Here is an 18896-nt window from a genome sequence, read left to right as displayed (position 1 = left end):
GCGTCCCCGCTCGCGTATTGTACAATACGCGAGCGGGGACGCTCGCACTGTAAATGCAAAACTGAGATGCTCCCCACACCCTTAACCTAATACAGGGAGAGAATCGTGTTTGGCGGCTGAGGGTCTAAAGTCTTCAAGCTGTTTCCCTATCTTGTTTTCAGTTTACTCTTTCTGGGTTGAACTCACGTTTAATAAATAATGCTTATGGCGATCCAATATCGCTGTTCTCAAAAGAACGGTTGAGGATTTAAACAGCGTTTAGTGCGTTTATGCTCGTACATTAGTTTGTCAGCCTTGGCCAGCAATTCTTCTAATAAAACTTCATTGTTTAAATCCCCAAACTCCACACCAAGACTTATTGATATAGAAGCTCGCTCGGACTGTTGATTAAAGCGATCTATATTTTCTTGCAGCCGAGCATGAAAATTAGTAGATGAATCACCCGAAAAATTAGGAATAAATAAAGCAAATTCATCTCCTCCCAGTCGAGCCACAATATCCGCCTCACGAAAGGTTTGCTTCAATATTTGAGCTGCGTCAACGATTACTCTGTCTCCCATTTCGTGTCCGAAAGTGTCGTTAATCTTTTTCAAACCATCTAAGTCAGCGAACAAAATAAAATAGGATGTTTGCGTGCGTCGAGCAATTTTGAGTTGTTGATCGGCTAGTAAAAAGAAGCCACGTCGGTTATATAATCCAGTTAATTCATCCGTCACGGATAGCTGCCTTACTTCGGCTTCTGCCCTCAGACGTTCTTGGATTTCGTGTTCTAAACGTTGATTTTGTTCGAGCAGTTGTTGGCGTTGCTGTTGGATGAGTAATTGATTTTTTACTCGCATCAGCACTTCCTGCTCTTGAAAGGGTTTGGTAATATAGTCTACACCACCCAGTTCAAAGGCTTGTACCTTGTTTTCTACTCTTTCGAGCGCACTGATAAAAATAACCGGGATCTGAGCAGTCGCTTCCGATGCTTTTAACTTTTGGCAGACTTCGTACCCATTCATCTCCGGCATATTTATGTCAAGTAAAATTAGACTCGGTGGGTCGCGATGAACACCTTGGAGTGCCATTCTGCCGTTGAGCGCTTTACGCACAATATAGCCCTGTGATTCTAGAATTTTGGCTAACAAGCGCAGATTGTCTGGGGTATCATCCACGATGAGAATATTCGTTTCGGCGGCAAGTTTGAATATAGCTGTCATGGTCTTCTTTCTAAATCTGGGTGAGAGTTGCGATCGCTTCAAGCTGAAAGTTATCGACCAGAGATGTCATCGCCGCGATGAAATCTTGTTTGTCCTTGGGAATTTGAGCGATAAGTTGATAAAGCTTATTATCACTAAGATCGAGTGCTGCTTCATGAACTTCTGCAATCCACTTGGTTGGCATGGTTTTCAAGTCGGGAGTAAATATCTTTGGTGGCGAAGCTGATGAGTCTGGTCGAACTTTTTCGGCGTAGCAGTAGCGGACGCCCAAGTGATGAGCTATTTTGGCGAAAAGTGTGTCTTCAGTAAACGGCTTGGCAATGTAGTCATCGCAACCGACTTGCAGACTGGCGATGCGATCGTCTTCAAAAGCATAGGCAGTGAGGGCAATGATGCGTGTAATTTGTCTTTTGTCCTGTGACATTTGCCCTCTCGTGTCTGCTGATGACCCATGACTAAGGACTAATGACTGTTGCGATCGAATCTGTCTGGTGGCTTCATAACCATCCATGACAGGCATTTGAATGTCCATCAAAATCAGGTCAGGGTGCCATGTTTGCCAGCGCTCGATCGCCTCTACCCCATTTTCCACGGCACACACATCAAACCCAACTGACTCCAGCAGCGTCACCAGCAGTTGCCGATTTTCTAGAACATCTTCTACTACTAGAATTCGGTAGATAGGTTGCCCAGGTGCGAGCCCGATAATCCGATCGCTCGTTTCAGGTTCCTCTAAATCAAGGGACTCTGGTAGTTCCAAAACGACTTTGCAGGTAAAAGTCGAGCCTCGATCCAGGGTGCTTCGCACGGTGATATCGCCTCCCATCAGACGCGCAAACTCACGACTGATAGACAGTCCTAAACCTGTTCCTCGATCGTGACGACCGCGATTGGTTTGGATGAATGCGTCAAAAATCGATTCTAAATCTGAGGGGGAAATGCCAGATCCGGTATCCTCAACTTCGACACACAGGGTAATAGTTGGTTTAACGTCGGGTTGATTAGTGGCCCGATCGCAATTTGTACCGGATGGCATATCATCTGATGAAAAAGCTCGTCCGCGCAGGGCTATGCTTCCTGTTGTGGTAAATTTGAGCGCGTTCCCAAGCAGATTAATCAAGATTTGGCGAAGTTTTGCTTGATCGCCACACACATAACGGGGCACAGTAGCATCCCACTCGCTGCTCAGATGTAACCCTTTCTCAGGCGCTTTGAGGGAGAACATCTCGTTAATAGAACCCAGCAGTCGATGCAGATTAAAACAGCTTTTACTCAGTACCAATTGCCCTGCTTCAATCCTAGACATTTGCAAAACATCGTCGATCAATGTCAGCAGATGTTCTCCACTACGGGTAATGATGCCTAAATGCTCTTGAAATTCTTCTGGGATATAGGGGCTGCGGTTCATAAGCTGGGTAAATCCCAGAATGGCGTTGAGCGGCGTTCTGAGCTCGTGGCTCATGTTGGCAAGGAACTGGCTTTTGGCACGGTTGGCTATTGCTGCCCTTTCAGCAGCGTGTTCTAGGGCAGCTTGCGAAAATTCTAACACCGCCAGCATGAGGATATGTCTCATTTCGGCTGCAGCTTCTAACTCTGCAATCTGCCACGGATAAGACATCTGGCGCACTGTCTCTTGCCACCGTTCAAAGGATTGGCGGGGACACAGGTGCATTTTTCCAAGTTCGTCGATCGACACAGCATCCTGTGGATTACCTGCCCAGTTTATGGTTTGAATTTGTTCGGGTCGGAACCACAGGATGTGGTATGACTTTTGTGTGGCGTAGCATAGCAAGATTGAGATTGCTAAAACACCGCTAGCTCGATCTTTGAATTGCTTCGCTTGGGGATAAAACTCAGACAAAGAAGCTGTTGCAAACACTCGTTCTTTGTTCTGTTGCACCAACCACTGCACGAGCTCGCCAACCTCAGCTTCAGATGGTGTTTGACCCACCAATGTCAGACGACCGTCGAGCAGGATTGCAGCTCCCTGAGCGTGAACTAAATCTAGCAATTGAGAAGCATTTTCGGTCAATACCTGTTCGATAAAATTAGACTCTCGCCGGAATGCCTGCTGAAGTTTATCCTGAATAGTTTTCGCCTGCGATCGGTAAACGTTCAATTCTCGCTCTTGTTGATGCACCAGTTCGATCGAGGCAAATTGTCCTAAAAACTCACAGGTTTTGCGAGTTTCGTAATCTACCAATCGCGGGCTGTAATGGTGACAGGCAATTAATCCCCACAGCCGCCGATCGTCAATTAACGAAATCGTCAGTGTCCCAGCCACTCCCATATTCTGCAAATATTCAATGTGGTAGGGAGATACTCCCCTTAACACACAAGCACTTAGATCCTGGGGTGTATTGGTTAGGGGATGGTGGGTGGGAATTAGGCGGGCCGGGGTGTAATTGATATTGGGAATTTGGCGAACCCAATTGCTGTAAAACAATTTGCGGGCGGGTACGGGAATATCGATCGCCGGGTAATGCAATCCCAGATAGCTTTCTAGATAGCTTTCTTTCTCTTCAGCAATCACCACCCCATGATCATCGGCTTCAAAGCGATAAATCATCACGCGATCGAACCCGGTCATGGCTTTAACTTCTCTAGCAATGGTTTGAGCTAAATCAGAAAGACCGATCGCAGTGCGAAAGTTGAGAATAACTGTTTGCAGGCGATGATAGAAATCCATTGAATGATTCTTTTCAATAGACCCTTGGGCTTCTAGCTCCAGAATCAACTCATTTGGTAGCTGATGCAGTGTGCTTCTAAATGTTTGAAGTTTGCCGTTTTTGAGAGGTATTTTTAGATCGAAGCTATTATGAATGTTTAATTGTTGTTGAGCTGCTAGATACCTGACAATTTCTTGTACTCGATCGTGACCAAATAACCCTGGCAATGGCTGACCTAGCAATTCTGTGGCAGAAATGCCAAAAAACTGTTCTACATTTTCGCTAGCTTGTAAAATCTTGAGGCTTTTTTCTTGCAGCACTAAAACGATTCCGTGGGGCTGAATATGACCGGGAGCATACACGGATTCTTCACTGCATTCCTCTAAACTTTTTAAATTTAAAGGAGTAATTGGGGAAATTTTGGGTGTGTTATGAGGCATTTTAGAGCAACAATTTTCAATAAAAATTAACGAATTTTTTTTCAAAACTTACCAAGAATTCACTTGAATTATTGTTGGCTGTTCCTAATTCCCCAGTCCTAATCAAACGTTTAACTGCACAACAGCTTATAAATCCAATGGAGGAATTCCACTTGGGAAATTACCTTGAATTAGATTAAGGATTTTCTCAAATTGATACTGGTGGGCGAGTTCCGTCAGATGAATACCCAATTGAGCGAGGTTTGAGGAAAGTTGAGCTACCAGTTCAACGATCGCAACATCATCCCCACATAAAGCAGCATCTTCCAACTCAACCACCCATTCTTTTGGTAATGTCGCCAGAAGCGTTGGATCGAGGGAATCTGGAACCCCAGGGGCAACAGAACACAGGTAAGAAGGAAAACAATCTGTTCCCCGTTTCCCCTTTTCTGTTTCCTCTTCCTCATATACATACTCTAAACCTAGGTATTGGGCCATCTTAAGAAATAGGGTCTGTTCCCGGAAGGGCTTGCTTATGTAGTCGTTGCAGCCAGCAGCTAAGGCGAGGGCGCGATCGCTCTGGGAAGCCTGGGCCGTAAGTGCAATAATGATACTGTTGTGTCCGTCTTCCATTGCCCGAATTTGCTTGGTAGCTTCGTATCCATCTAACACGGGCATCCGAATGTCCATCCAGGTTAGGTCGGGTTGCCATTCTTGCCAAATCTGCACCGCTTCCTGTCCGTTGGTAGCTTCTTTTACCTCTAATCCTAATTGTGTCAGTAATCTGACTATTAGCAAGCGATTTTCTGCTCGATCGTCAACCACCAAAATGCGACGATCGGGTTGACCGGGAGCCAGCCCAATCACGAGGCGATTATTCTCTTCGGGTGTAACATTAACTCCACTGATGGGGCTGACGGGAAGGGTAAAGCTGAAGGTACTCCCCTGTCCCAGAGTGCTGCTGACAGAAATTTTTCCGCCCATGAGTTCCAACAATTTGCGGCTAATGGTTAGACCTAGCCCAGTACCGCCGGTCAATAGCTTCCCAGCTTGGGCTTGCACAAACGCATCGAAGATGGTATTGAGTTCGATCGGTGCAATCCCTACACCTGTGTCAGCCACTACAAACTGGAGAATCGGCCGAGTTGTGGCTAATGCCCCTGTACCGTTCGGCTCAATGCTGACTTGCAAAGTAATGCTTCCCCGATCGGTAAATTTGATAGCATTACTCAGCAGATTGAGCAAAACCTGACGGAGTTTTTGAGCATCGACAAGCATAAATTGGGGAACTTCTGGCGCAATCTCGAAACAAAGGTCAAGTCCTTTAGAACTTGCTCGTTGCGCCAACATATTTCGGAGGGAATGCAGTAGCGCAATTAAGTCCAATCCGCTTTCTTCAACGGTGAAGTGTCCCGATTCAATTTTGGAAAGATCCAACACATCGTTAATCAAACTCAAGAGGTGATCGCCACTCCGCCGAATTGTTTGCAGGTCTTCTTTTTGGTTGGGAGTTAGAGAGGGGTCATGGGTCATTACCTGAGCAAATCCTAGAATCACGTTGAGGGGAGTGCGTAATTCGTGGCTCATATTGGCTAGGAAGGTACTTTTTGCCAAGTTCGCTTCTTCTGCTGCTTCCATTGCGTGCTGCAGTGCCAGTTCTTTTTGTTTGCGATCGCTAATATCTTGCCCAATGCCCAAAAAATACCCGCTAGAAAGTGCCACGTTTGCCCAAGATGTCTCTAACTGCTGTCCCCTGGCGGTGAGTGTTGTGAAATCCTTCCACTTTCCGGTTGCCGATAGCATATGTTCTAAGACACTTTGGCAATAAACCGGGTCAGGATAACACTCAGCTAAGATATCTTTTTGCTGCCAATCTTCTAGCGACCAACCTAAAATTTTTTCAAATTCCGGGTTGAGCAATTCTATTTTACCCTGCTTGTTAAACAAACCAATCATTACTGGAATATGATCGACGATTGTTTGAAACATCTCTTTCTGATAGCGCAGAGCTTCCTCTGCCTGTTGTCGAGCCGTAATATCTCGCAGAAAGGTAGTAAAAATAATTTCACCGTTGATCTCGATCTTGGAAATCGAAGCCTCTGCCGGAAACTCTGAGCCATCTTTGCGTCGTCCAAAAATAGCTCCTCGCTCTGCCATTTGCCTTGCACAGCCTCCATTCTGGGCATAGTGGCTGACGTGCTGATGGTGAGCATCGGCAAGGCGCGAGGGCATCAACATCGCCAGGGGTTTCCCTAAAATTTCCTCGGCCGCGTAACCAAAAATTTGTTCGGCTCCCTTGTTAAACAAAGTGATTTGCTGATTGGTATTGATCGAAATGATCGCATCGCTGGCAATTTCTAAAATTCCGGCAAATCGCGCTTGAGAGATTTTTAACTCGATTTCGGATTGTTGGCGATCGGCTTCGTTGCGTTTACGTTCGCTAATATCCCGGCAGATACAGAAGTTCATCATCTCATCTTCTAATTTCACCCGGTTCCAGCTAATTTCCACGTCATATACAGAACCATCCTTGCGGCGATGTCGCGTTTCAAACAGCGGAATAACCTCCTCTCTATCGAGTATAAGTTGTAGTTCTTCCTGCGTCCATTCAGCATCCCAATCAAACACACTCAGATTCAGGGTTTCTTCTAGGGTGTAGCCTAGCATTTGAGCAAAACTGGGACTCGCTTCGACAACTTTTCCGACCCTATCCATGACAACAACGCCGTCCAGTGAAGTGTTGAAGAAGGTTTTACTCCGCAGGAGTTCCTGTTCTAGTGCAAGTTCGGCTTTTTTGCGATCGCTAATATCTTTCATGAAGCAGTAATGCCCCAAAAATTGATGCTGTTCGTCGTAAGTTGAAATCATCACCAATTGCTTATAAAAAACAGAACCGTCTTTACGGACTCCTTTCGTTTCAACTTCTACTCTGCCCTCTTGCACCATCAGCCAATAGGCCGCAACCAGTTTTTTCAACTCATCGGGATGTACGGTTTTTTCCCAAGACATCCCCACCATTTCTTCTGGCTGATAGCCTGTCACGTCAGAATATGCTTTATTGGCATAGAGGTAACGTCCTTGTACATCCACTTTGGAAATGCCGGACAGCGCATTTTTCATCACCTCACTCAGTTCTCTAAGCTCTGCTTCTGCGTGTTTGCGATCGGTGATATCTTCTGAAAAACAAAGTAGGTACTGGGACTGATGCTGTTCGTCGTAAATGGGAATCTCCACCGTATGCAGCCAACGTTTTCCCAGACAATGACGGTCAATGACTTCTTCGAGAATATCCTCAGTCATACCTTTTTCAAAAACTTCTCTATCCTTTTGGTCAAAAAAGATAGCCTGTTCTGTTGGGAACAAATCATAGCCAGTTTGGCCGATCGCTTGTTCGGCTGAAATGCCAAATAACCGTTCGCTGGTTTTATTCCAAAACTGAAATACACCAAATTGTTTAGGCTGTGCGTCCTTAACAAAAACCGCAACCGGTAAATTATCCAGCAGTGCTTGTAAGAAATTGCGAGTTTTTTGGATTTCCAGCTCTACTTTTTTGCGCGGGCTAATATCAATAAACGTAACTATAACTTGTTTAATTTGACCTTTTCGATCTAACTCCGGGTAGGCATTAACTAATACCCAAACACAACTATCAATTTCTTTTTTAATTCCTAAAACCTGATTTTTAATGGAACTTCCAGTAGATAAAACCTGATTCACGGGATATTCCTCTAGGGGCATCTCGCTGCCATCTTCCCGCACCAAATGCAATGCCGGATCGCTCACGGGTTTTCCCAGCATTTGATCCATTGAAAACCCTAATAATTCAGCGGCCGTTTCATTACAGAATTGGAGGCTGGTATCTGTCGCATGAATCACAAAACCCGCATTTAAGTTATCGATCAATTGCCGATATCTGGCTTCGCTGACCTGTAAAGCAACTTCAGCTTGCTTGCGCTCCGTAATGTCGGTGTGAGAGCCAGTCATCCGAATTACGTTACCTGCATCATCCCAAAGCGCCTGACCGCGATCCAAAATCCATTTGTAGGAACCATCTTTGCAGCGAAGGCGATGTTCTGTGATATAAAAAGGAGTTTTCTTGGCAAAATGATCTTGAATGACTTGCATCACCCATCCCAAATCATCGGGATGTACTAGATTAGCCCATTCGTCTAGAATGTTTTGGATTTCATGGTCTTCATAGCCCAGCATTTCCTTCCAACGACTAGAAAAGAAGACCTCGTTGGTTTGAACATTCCAATCCCAAATGCCGTCATTATTCCCGCGTACAGAAAGTTCCCAGCGTTCTTCACTTTCACGTAGTGCTGCTTCTGCTTGTTTGCGGTCAGCAATATTCCTGCCAATCTTTGAGGCTCCAATTATATTCCCTGCTTGGTCTTTAATGGGGGAGACACTCATCGAGACATCGATTAATGTTCCATCTTTCCTCAGCCTCTTTGTATCGTAGTGTTTGATGCGTTCTCCTCGCCGAATTTTGGTGATAATTTCGTTTTCCTCATCTCGATAGTCTGCGGGAATCACTTTTATCCCTGATTGCCCTACTATTTCGACCGCTGTATATCCAAAAATTGTTTCTGCTCCTACATTCCAACTTGTAACTACACCATCTAAATCTTTGCTGATAATGGCATCTTCCGAAGATTCAACGATCGCAGCTAGTCGAGCGATCGCAATTTCTGCCTGTTGTCGTTGGTGAATTTCCCATTGCAACTGGCGATTTACTTTTTTAAATTTATCGACTTCGCCATAACTAACTTGTGCGAGATACACGACCAACATCAGCAGCCACACTAAAATTAAGCCACCAATTAACACAACTGTTGGCAAATAAAAATCTTCTTTTCCTACTAAATATAAGTTGGGATAAATATCTAGTCGCCACTCTGCACTATAGGCTCTTATTACAACTGTTTTATGCAGTGAATGATGAGATAAAGGCTCTTGACCGTAGATCAAATTTGTGCCATCATATATAGCCACTTTGTACCCAGGAGGCACTTTTAAAATACTGTCAAATAGAGTTTTAAACTTAAAAACTCCGACAATAAACCCATCAAACCGCTCCCCTACAAATAAAGGAAAACTTGCTAGAAATCCTTGACCCCCTTGAGCGAGGGAAACATTGCGAGTTAACATAGGTTGACGCAAATCACGAGCCACTTGCAAAGTGATTTTGCGACGCAGTTCCAGATTAAGATCTAGGTTTTGCGCTGCCTCATTCCCAGCCAGTGGCACAATCGATCGCACTTTAAATGATGGATCGACTAATGCGATCGCCTGATAACCGTAGAAATCCTTTACATAAGCCTCAGCATCGGCTTCCCAAATAGCCTTTGGTGTACCGCCATTGGCTTCCCAGCGATTCGCCATCTGCCGAAGTGTCAGCATCCGAATTGATAATTCTTGGGTCAGTTGTGAATGAATCGCATTGGCTTCCTGCTGAATTAACTGCTCGATGTGAATTTGTCCGTTGAGGGTTAGCTGTTGCCACGTAAGTAAAACAGCAAGAGAACCCACCACACCAAGCAGAAGAGGTAGCAATCGTTTAAGTGGTCTTTGCCATAAGGTTATCATCAGGTTTAGTCTAGTAATAGCCATAAATTAAGCGATCTCTGAATAGATATGCATTCAATTTGTTGGGCGATAATTTCAATTTAATTATACAACACAGCAAAGTTTTGAGCGTGAAAACCCGTTAACGCTAGGACAATCTCTAAAGTTTATCAGCCCTAAATAACACTGTTAAATTCTACATATAAAGAATCTTGTTCCTTAAGCCCTAGCTGGCTAACTAAATTTAGAGAGGGCGATAAGCTAGATATGTTCCGATTGTAAATAGGTATTGTTTGCCAACAGTGGCGGCAAAACCAGTAGATTTGATGCTCGCGAACGTGACGGAGCATTTGATTCGAGCAGCAGGGGCAGTGTGTCATAAAGACCTCTTTTTTAACTAAAAAGTATTTCACTCTTGTGGCAAAGTGCTGTAAGCTCGCTTGAATCAGCAATAACAAGACCCTAGAGAACAAAAATAAAGATTTGGTAAAGAATACAAAATGGTTAAGGAAAAGATACAAGTTTAAACATTTTGTAATAAAATTAAGAGCGCAGAGAATTTTTATCCCACAATACGCACCTTCTAATGTCCCATCTAGTTTGTTATAATTCTATACTATTCAGATGCAGCTTTTGAGACCCATTCCTACATAAAATAATTTTCCTGTTCCCTGTTCATTGATTTGATCGGAGAGTCTAAATCCTAGCCCTACACCTTTGTATGAAGGTATCGCGGGCCGACAGTCTGGTGTAAAAGATGCGGCATCCGGCACAATCGATGCCTTCGCTAGCGACGGAATGCTGTTAGTAGGAGAAGCGCTGAGACAGGGTTTAACTCAAAGCCAATATTCTGTTATACCGCAGCAGCCTTTAACCTGCATTTCTTACGGCACGATCCTGCCAGCCAGCGACACTGAATGGAAAGAAACAGTCAATAATTTTATTCGCAATCAAAGTTCGACGAATTTGTTGGAAAAAGTGCTCGGGCGCAATTCTCCTTTCCTACCGATGAGTGTCGCCGATCGAGATAAATGTATTTGAACTCACATCTTGCACCATTCTCAATTACTTGTTTAGGAACAGGCTTTTCGGCCTGTGAAGCGAGAAAACTCATTCTTTGTGGAACGGGCCGGAGAGCCCGTTCTTGACAATGGTGCAACATCTGAGTTTGAACCCAAATCGTGCGGATCTTGTCAGGGCAAGTCCGATCGCTGCAACCAGTGGCGTCAATAGGCTCTAAACTGGATTCAGGAAGGCGCGCAGCACAGGTTTAGGAGGGTCATCAGTGACAGAAAAAAGTTATCAATCGTCTTCTCTACCCACCTACGCGCGGAAAGAACTGCGGGAATTAGTTCGATCGCAGTTAAGGGCCCTGTTGGAAGAAGGAGACTTTAAAGGAGCAAAAGCGATTTTGCACCCGGTGCAGGAAGCAGACATAGCTGAAGCTATCGAAGGCCTGCCAGAAACCATGCAAGTAATAGCTTTCCGCTTGCTTTCCAAAGACGAAGCAATCGCAGTCTACGAATATCTCGACTCCAGCGTTCAGCAGTCCCTCTGCGAAAAATTCAAACGCCAAGAAGTCATTGACATTGTAGACAAAATGTCCCCGGACGATCGAGCTAAACTCTTTGACGAACTCCCGGCAATATTAGTCCGTCGCCTGTTGGGTGAATTGAGCCCGACGGAACGCGAAGCTACGGCTCAACTTTTGGGTTACGAAGCCAGTACCGCCGGTCGGATCATGACCCCGGAATATATTTCTCTCAAAGAAAGCTTTACCGTCGCCCAAGCTTTAGACCGAATTCGCTCTTTGGCTAAAACTACCGAAACAATTTATTCTCTTTACGTCACCGACGCCGGACGCAGCTTGACAGGTATTTTATCTCTGCGGGATTTAGTAACTTCCCCCCTCGACAAAACTGTCGGCGAAATTATGACCCGCGACGTAGTTTCTGTTCAAACAGGAACGGATCAAGAAGAAGTAGCTAGGCTGATCCAGCGTTACGATTTTTTAGCTGTGCCCGTTGTAGACCGCGAACAGCGTCTCGTCGGCATCATTACAGTTGACGACGCGATCGACATTTTAGAACAAGAAGCAGCCAAAGATATTTATACCTTGGGCGGCGTCCAGTCCGGCGGCGACAATTATTTTCAGACCGATTTAATCACTGTTGCCCGGAAAAGGGTCGTGTGGCTGTTTGTTCTGCTTTTAACGAATACTGTCACCGGCGCAATTATTAGAGCTCAAGAAGATGTTTTGAACCAAGTAGTCGCCCTAGCAGCCTTTATTCCCCTGCTGACTGGCACTGGAGGCAATGTCGGAGCTCAGTCCTCAACTGTGGTAATTCGCGGTTTGAACACTGACGAAATTACAGCTATGGGCCCGTTTCAAGTAATTGTGCGCGAGGGGATGGCGGGAGCGCTGCTAGGAGCTATATTGGGGACTGTAGCGACGGGCTGGGCTTACACTCTGCAAGGGAGTTTAGAAGTGGCGATGGCGGTGGGGATTAGTTTGTTTGCGATCGCAATTTTAGCTTCTATTGCCGGTTCAGCTCTGCCGTTTCTATTTCGTTCTTTGGGTTTAGACCCCGCTTTAATGTCTGCTCCTTTTATTACCACCGCCGTTGATGTCCTCGGGGTCTTGATTTATTTCACTTTAGCTCGAGTAATTTTGCAGATTTAATATATTTAAGTAGATTGGCATCAATAAAAAAACCATAGTAATTTTAAATTCGGTGATGTACAGCCTCCCAATGACTGATGACCAATGACCAATGCCCAATGCCCAATGCCCAATTCCCAATTAAGCTATGTCATCATCCAACTCACCCACCAAAATCCAAAATCCCAAGTCGAGCAATTGGTTAGAAACTGCTGAAGTGGTTTTTATTGCTGCCTCTGCTGTGGGATTGGCTGCTAGTTTGGTTTGGGGGCAGAGCGTTTATGCTCAAGTGCCTGTAGTGATTTCGTTGGTGTTGAATTTTGTGAACCGGCAGAAGCTGCACAGGCAAGTTAAAGCAAGTACGGCTGCCACGTTCGATCGCGTAAATCAACAAGCAGCTACTACCGATCGGGCGATCGAGCAATTGCAACTTGCTGTAAATGCTTTAGACGAAGCTCTTGCTCAAACATCTCGCGAAAATCTCAATGTTGCGCCGGGAGAAAACGTACACTCTCTAATTTCAGCAATTGAGAACCTGCGCCAGCGACTAATAATTTTAGAAAAAACTATTAAAATGATTCAAAGCGAGATCGAACTCACCAGCCGCCAATTCAAACAGCGACCGGAGTTGCAACAAGTCGAAACTTTGACAACAATAATTCTGGACTTGCAGCAGTTTATCAACGAACTGCCGCAGTGGGGCAATTTGCAGCAGCGGCAGCTAACAGAACTTCAGCAAAAAGTAGACAATGCTTTGGCTGAGCTCTCAGAAGAAATTGCTGCGCTTCCCAACCGCGTGCAAGAGGCGCTAGCTAGTCGCGCTGGGGAAATTAACCCACAGTTGGGTTCTGGTTTGAATGGCGAGCAAAAGAATGGTTATCGACCTAAAACCCAGAATGAGAAAATTCGCCAAAAATATCCCAGAGCTTATGTCAAGTGGAGTCAGGATGAAGACGAAAATTTGAAGAAAGAATACGCTAGCGGTCAACAAATTGACGAATTAGCTCAGAGATTTCAACGACAGCCTAGTGCCATTCGTTCGCGATTACACAGGTTAGGATTAATCGAATAATGGGAATGGTATAAGCTGCTACGCATTTAAATTGAATTCAGAGACGGGCAGGATGCCCGTTCCACAATAATTGTAGAAAAATTGAGTGTCAAATTAGGTGCACAACAGCTTAGACAAAAATGAGTAAATCTAAAATCTAAAATCTAAAATCGGCAATAACAAAGCGATCGCCCTTTTTTTTCAAAAGAGCGATCGCTTTGTGTCTGTATTCAGTACCGGCTGCCAACAGCGCGCCACTAACATTACATCTCAAGGCTTTTTAGCCTTGGTCTACCGATACTTTTTTGCTAACATTTGCTAACAAATACATAAGTTGAGAGCTGATCTCAACCAAGGCGTATCAACCGATGCCCGTAGAAATTTCTACAAGCACTTATATTCTTGCCTTCAGCTTGGTTATCGCTTACAGCTATTAGCCAATCTGATTATTTGCTTTGATAGTGTAGAGGCAACTTATTTATATAGCGGTTGCGTACTACCAAGGTTTTTCACCTAAATCAGAGTGGCTAAATTCATTCTAAGCTGTCGCGCATTTAAATTGTATATTCAGGGCGGGCGGGACGCCCAACCCCTACTCCCCACAAGACTTTAATTTTTTTTGACAGACAATTTAAATGCCGCAACAGCTTATATGATATAAAGATCTCTGGCAAATGTAAGTGATTGTTAGCAAATGTCAGAAAAAGTCTTACTGTTAATCTACCTCATTTTAGAAATCTTGGGGTAACAAAGAACTTAAACGCTCCAACAAAGGATCGGAATCCCGAGGACGAGCAACTTCAGCATCAGACACTACATTATCATCCGCCACAGATTCAGATTCAATCGGGCCAGGCTCTACTACTTTTGAAACTGGGGCAAAAGAAACTTGAGCAAACTTACTGTTAACACTCCCCTGCAATTGATCCAACTGCGCGCTGAGTTGATTCAGGTGATGTTCCAGTCCCTCCAAACGGCTTAATTCCTCTGCCGAAACATTGTGCTCAAACTCAGCAAATTTTACCACAAGTTCAGCAATACGCTGTTCCAACCGCTGAAAGTTCTGTGTAGAGCTAGCAGACTCAGATACAGACAAAAACTGCCACAAAGCTTGCTTGCAGAGATTGCTGAAAGTCTGATACTTCGTGAAAGCCAACTCTTTTTCAATAGCGGCCAGCAAAGTTTGATCCGCAGCATCTTCCGTAAACGCCACCGAGAAATTCGCCTTATTTTTTGCCCACAGTGCCATAGGGTTCAAGCCTTAATGCGTTACTTTATCGTGGCTAGCTGAGCCTCAGCATAAATAAACTGTCCCAAAGCATTAGCTTTCCGGGAAGGCTGAGCCAAGTGAGCCTTAAGATTGGCGTCTTTAAGCAAAGGTTGCAAAACCTCCCAGAAAAACTCGCCGCCACCGCCAGTCAGAACCACATCCGTCACACGTTCGGGCAGCCACTGCACCAAACGTTCGGACAGTTCGTTAGCGAAAGCCTCCCGCAAGTCCTTAATAATCGGATCCAAATTAGTCGGCTTAGTCGCTCCTCTGGGACGGTAAAAACGCTGGCCCTCGGGTTTATTCACTGCTTCCAGTAAAGACAGAGATTGAGGGTCTGCTCCCGGAATCTTTGAGGCAACTTGTTCGTAGAACTTGTTCATTGCGAAGGAATCGCTCTTAGAAGCAGCCCGCGCGAACCGGAAACGATCGACCATTAACAAATCCGTAGTTTGGTGTCCGATATCCACAACCGCCACCGACAGTTCGGGCAACTCCGGCGTAAACTCCTTGTTATCTTGAGCCTCGCACCAAATCAGGCTGCCGAACCCTTCCGGCATCACCCAAACGTGACTGATGTTAATATCCACCCGCTCGCCCCGGTACACCACAACGTGGGGAGAGCGCAGTTGGCTGATAATCTCTTCCTTTTCCTTCTCAAACTGATCCTGCGAATAAAATGGCAAACCCAGCACAACTGCTATTTCGCCTTTCATCTGGAAATATCCAGCACAGGAAAAGACCTTAACCAAAGCATCTACTACTTTCGACTGGTCAGCGCCACCGAGATTAGCGCCAAAATCTGCCGCCAATTGACCGATCGCGTAGCCCTTGCCCTGGTACTCCAGCCACATATCCAACAGAGGGTCTGTTGCTTTGGACTCAAAGCTGCCGCCCCGCACCTTTTCCACGGGCATAGCAGCCACGTTGGCAGGGATGAAAACAACGCTACTAGGGTTGCGACTCACGCAAGCTTTAGTTGCCGTCCGACCCAAATCAGCACTAATAATCGATTTGTTAGAAGCGACTTTAGTCTGCTGGGTCAGCATAGCCGAATTAGGAACAAGCTGTCTAGTTGTCATTGAAATGTGTTACCTCACTGAGCCTCACCATTATCATGCCTTATCCCTTGACACTGCCACGCTTAAAGACAGTGGGTTTTGCGGCGATTCTTCTAACTCTACCTAGATCGGTATCGAAATCAGCACCAAACATTATATTCGGGACGATCGCCCTTACCGTAACTAACCTAACTTTTTCTGGAGCGATCGTCCTCGAACCTCTGTTGCCTGAGAGTGCATTGTTAAGTTAAATTTAGTTAAGATTCTGAGTGTAAACTTTTGTCGCACTTCTCCGACACCGCGATCTTACCCGATCTGTCCCCAATTCAAGGCATCCGCATTTATGAAAATTTCTTGGCGAACTATACTACTTTGGACTTTACCCGCCTTAGTCATCGGCTTTTTCTTGTGGCAGGGGGCCTTTGCCCCATCCCCGGCAGAAATGAGCAAGAACACCGCCAGCACCCGCCTGAGCTACGGTCGATTCTTAGATTACTTAAACGCCGGTCGAGTGACCAGCGTTGACCTTTACGACGGAGGCCGGACGGCTATTGTCCTAGCAGTCGATCCCGAACTGGACAATCACGAGCAGCGGTGGCGGGTAGACTTGCCCTCAAATGCCCCGGAACTGGTTTCTAGGCTCAGAGACTCCAAAATCAGCTTCGACACTCACCCACTACGCAACGACGGCGCTGTCTGGGGACTTTTAGGCAATCTAGTATTTCCCCTCTTGTTAGTAGGAGGCCTGTTTTTCCTCTTCCGCCGCGGTGGCAACGTGCCAGGGGGCCCTGGCCAAGCCATGAACTTTGGCAAGTCCAAAGCTCGCTTTCAAATGGAAGCTAAAACAGGCGTACTGTTCGACGACGTAGCAGGCGTTGAGGAAGCCAAAGAAGAACTACAAGAAGTAGTGACATTCCTCAAAAAACCCGAACGCTTCACCGCAGTCGGGGCGAAGATTCCCAAAGGCGTGCTGCTAGTGGGCCCTCCCGGAACCGGTAAAACCCTGCTGGCAAAAGCGATCGCAGGCGAAGCCGGCGTGCCTTTCTTCAGCATCTCCGGTTCGGAATTTGTCGAAATGTTCGTCGGTGTCGGCGCTTCCCGCGTTCGGGACTTGTTCAAGAAAGCCAAAGAAAATGCTCCTTGCATCATCTTTATCGATGAAATCGATGCAGTCGGTCGCCAGCGCGGCGCCGGTATCGGCGGCGGTAACGACGAACGGGAACAAACCCTGAACCAGTTGCTGACCGAAATGGACGGTTTTGAGGGCAATACTGGCATTATCATCATTGCTGCCACGAACCGCCCCGACGTGCTCGACTCAGCGCTGCTGCGTCCGGGACGTTTTGACCGCCAAGTTAGCGTAGATACGCCGGATATTAAAGGCCGTTTGGAAATTTTGGAAGTTCACGCGCGCAACAAGAAGCTGTCTGCGGAGATTTCTTTGGACGCCATCGCCCGCCGCACTCCTGGTTTTACCGGCGCTGATTTGGCTAACTTGCTCAACGAAGCTGCTATTTTAACCGCCCGCCGCCGCAAAGAAGCGATTACGATGCTCGAAGTTGACGATGCAGTCGATCGCGTGGTAGCAGGTATGGAAGGCACTCCTTTGGTGGACAGCAAGAGCAAGCGCTTGATTGCTTACCACGAAATCGGCCACGCGATCGTCGGTACAATCATTCAAGCCCACGATCCAGTTCAAAAAGTTACCTTAGTTCCTCGCGGACAGGCCCGCGGCTTGACTTGGTTCATGCCCAGCGAAGACCAAGGTTTGATTTCTCGATCGCAAATTTTGGCCCGGATTAGCGGTGCCTTGGGTGGCCGCGCAGCCGAAGAAGTAGTTTTCGGCGATGCCGAAGTAACCACCGGTGCCGGCAACGACTTGCAGCAAGTAAGCGGCATGGCGCGGCAAATGGTGACTCGCTACGGGATGTCTACCTTGGGCCCCATCGCCCTGGAAGCTCAGCAAAGCGAAATTTTCCTCGGCCGCGACTACACAGCGCGATCGGAATATTCCGAAGAAATAGCCTCTCGGATTGACGGACAAGTTCGATCGATTGTAGATCACTGCTACGACGACGCGCGCCGAATTATTCGCGAAAATCGCACTGTGATCGATCGCTTAGTCGATTTGTTGATCGAAAAAGAAACCATCGACGGCGAAGAGTTGCGCCTAATCGTCTCTGAATACACTTTTGTTCCTGAAAAAGAACAATACGTTCCTCAGCTTTAAGACTTGTTTAAAGATTAGGGACACGGCATTGCCGTGTGTTTAAAAAGTAGGGACGCAAGACTATTGCCACGTCCCTACTTTTTTATTAAACTGTCAATAATAGACTTTTTGCAAAAGTCCTTTTAAGCAAATTTTCGGACGGGCAAGATGCCCATCCCACAAGAGAAAAAACTTTTTGTGGGATGGGCATCTTGCCCGTCCCAGCTATTTTTGCAAGAGGTCTAATATTAAACCGCCCCTAAACGCCAATTAACGCAGATGAATACTACATTAGCCATACATACTAAAAAGTCGTCATTTTTTTTAATAGCAGCTTTTATTTTTGTTGGTGTCAATACTTTGAGCGCCCGCGCCGAAAAATCAAGATGTTTTGTAGATATTTGCATCGACTCCAGCAGCGTTGAATTAAGCAAATCCGATATTCCCGGTGCTCCCTCTTATCCAGTCAGAACTATTTTAGTAACTCAAGAGTTTAGTAACGATAAATTGTTGGCGCAAATGGAAGTTGACTGCCAGCAACGACAGTTGAGAACTGTCAGAGTTAGCCAAGATGGCGAAAATTGGTCGAATTTCTCTCCGAAATGGACTTTAGTCGATGGCCACTCATCTTTGTCTCGGCTGCTTGACTATACTTGTAAATTGGCGATCGCAGAACAAGAGAATAAATAAGTAGACCCAGAAAAAAAGCGAGCACCTATATCTTCAACCCTTGCCCCTTGCGGGTGCAAGTCTGACAAGCAGCGCTTGAAACCGCCGAGTGT

The 18896-nt window shown here is 45.9% G+C and carries 10 protein-coding genes; 5 read left to right on the top strand and 5 right to left on the bottom strand.

The annotated features are described in order from the left end of the window. Positions 1–227: 227 nt before the first annotated feature. From QUB16_RS19910 to QUB16_RS19900, 3 genes are all read right to left on the bottom strand, one after another. The gene (locus QUB16_RS19910; RefSeq protein WP_333318718.1) at positions 228–1202 is read right to left on the bottom strand and encodes a diguanylate cyclase; all 975 of its coding nucleotides are present in this window, start codon (positions 1200–1202) and stop codon (positions 228–230) included. A gap of 10 nt (positions 1203–1212) precedes the next feature. Further along, complete coding sequence (locus QUB16_RS19905) at positions 1213–4311, bottom strand: response regulator (protein WP_333318716.1); 3099 nt, start codon at positions 4309–4311, stop codon at positions 1213–1215. Between the two features lie 126 nt (positions 4312–4437). After that, entirely contained in the window at positions 4438–9906 is a 5469-nt protein-coding gene (locus QUB16_RS19900) for a PAS domain S-box protein (protein ID WP_333318714.1), read from the bottom strand. Between the two features lie 672 nt (positions 9907–10578). Between QUB16_RS19900 and QUB16_RS19895 the strand changes: the two genes are divergently transcribed. The 3 genes from QUB16_RS19895 (at position 10579) to QUB16_RS19885 (ending at position 13595) form a co-directional block, all read left to right on the top strand. Next, the gene (locus QUB16_RS19895; RefSeq protein WP_333318712.1) at positions 10579–10902 is read left to right on the top strand and encodes a hypothetical protein; all 324 of its coding nucleotides are present in this window, start codon (positions 10579–10581) and stop codon (positions 10900–10902) included. A 244-nt stretch (positions 10903–11146) separates the two neighbouring features. Beyond that, positions 11147–12544 (top strand): magnesium transporter, encoded by a 1398-nt coding sequence (gene mgtE / locus QUB16_RS19890; protein WP_333318710.1) that lies wholly within the window; start codon positions 11147–11149, stop codon positions 12542–12544. 127 nt (positions 12545–12671) lie between these two features. Further along, positions 12672–13595 (top strand): hypothetical protein, encoded by a 924-nt coding sequence (locus tag QUB16_RS19885; protein WP_333318707.1) that lies wholly within the window; start codon positions 12672–12674, stop codon positions 13593–13595. Positions 13596–14304: 709 nt separating this feature from the next. Here the strand turns inward: QUB16_RS19885 and QUB16_RS19880 are convergent. Next, the gene (locus QUB16_RS19880; RefSeq protein ID WP_333318705.1) at positions 14305–14823 is read right to left on the bottom strand and encodes a hypothetical protein; all 519 of its coding nucleotides are present in this window, start codon (positions 14821–14823) and stop codon (positions 14305–14307) included. A gap of 20 nt (positions 14824–14843) precedes the next feature. Further along, positions 14844–15926, bottom strand: a complete 1083-nt coding sequence (locus QUB16_RS19875) for a ParM/StbA family protein (protein WP_333318703.1) — start codon at positions 15924–15926, stop codon at positions 14844–14846. A gap of 322 nt (positions 15927–16248) precedes the next feature. Between QUB16_RS19875 and ftsH2 the strand changes: the two genes are divergently transcribed. Continuing rightward, positions 16249–18135 carry an ATP-dependent zinc metalloprotease FtsH2 gene (ftsH2, locus tag QUB16_RS19870; RefSeq protein WP_006633417.1) on the top strand — a complete coding sequence of 629 codons (1887 nt, stop codon included), beginning with the start codon at positions 16249–16251 and terminating at the stop codon, positions 18133–18135. Positions 18136–18393: 258 nt separating this feature from the next. Further along, positions 18394–18804: a hypothetical protein gene (locus tag QUB16_RS19865; RefSeq protein ID WP_333318701.1), complete on the top strand. Its 411-nt coding sequence runs from the start codon at positions 18394–18396 to the stop codon at positions 18802–18804. Positions 18805–18896 lie beyond the last annotated feature (92 nt).

The organism is Microcoleus sp. D3_18a_C4, from assembly GCF_036702415.1.
GTDB lineage: Bacteria > Cyanobacteriota > Cyanobacteriia > Cyanobacteriales > Microcoleaceae > Microcoleus.
The sequence above is the reverse complement of the archived record's forward strand: the minus strand, read 5'-3'. Positions and strand labels throughout refer to the sequence as shown.

Bases quoted from the DNA above. Each gene is read 5' to 3' on its own strand.
- QUB16_RS19910 (WP_333318718.1), bottom strand. From the start codon at position 1,202: ATGACAGCTATATTCAAACTTGCCGCCGAAACGAATATTCTCATCGTG.
- QUB16_RS19905 (WP_333318716.1), bottom strand. From the start codon at position 4,311: ATGCCTCATAACACACCCAAAATTTCCCCAATTACTCCTTTAAATTTA.
- QUB16_RS19900 (WP_333318714.1), bottom strand. From the start codon at position 9,906: ATGGCTATTACTAGACTAAACCTGATGATAACCTTATGGCAAAGACCA.
- QUB16_RS19885 (WP_333318707.1), top strand. From the start codon at position 12,672: ATGTCATCATCCAACTCACCCACCAAAATCCAAAATCCCAAGTCGAGC.
- QUB16_RS19880 (WP_333318705.1), bottom strand. From the start codon at position 14,823: ATGGCACTGTGGGCAAAAAATAAGGCGAATTTCTCGGTGGCGTTTACG.
- QUB16_RS19875 (WP_333318703.1), bottom strand. From the start codon at position 15,926: ATGACAACTAGACAGCTTGTTCCTAATTCGGCTATGCTGACCCAGCAG.
- ftsH2 (WP_006633417.1), top strand. From the start codon at position 16,249: ATGAAAATTTCTTGGCGAACTATACTACTTTGGACTTTACCCGCCTTA.
- QUB16_RS19865 (WP_333318701.1), top strand. From the start codon at position 18,394: ATGAATACTACATTAGCCATACATACTAAAAAGTCGTCATTTTTTTTA.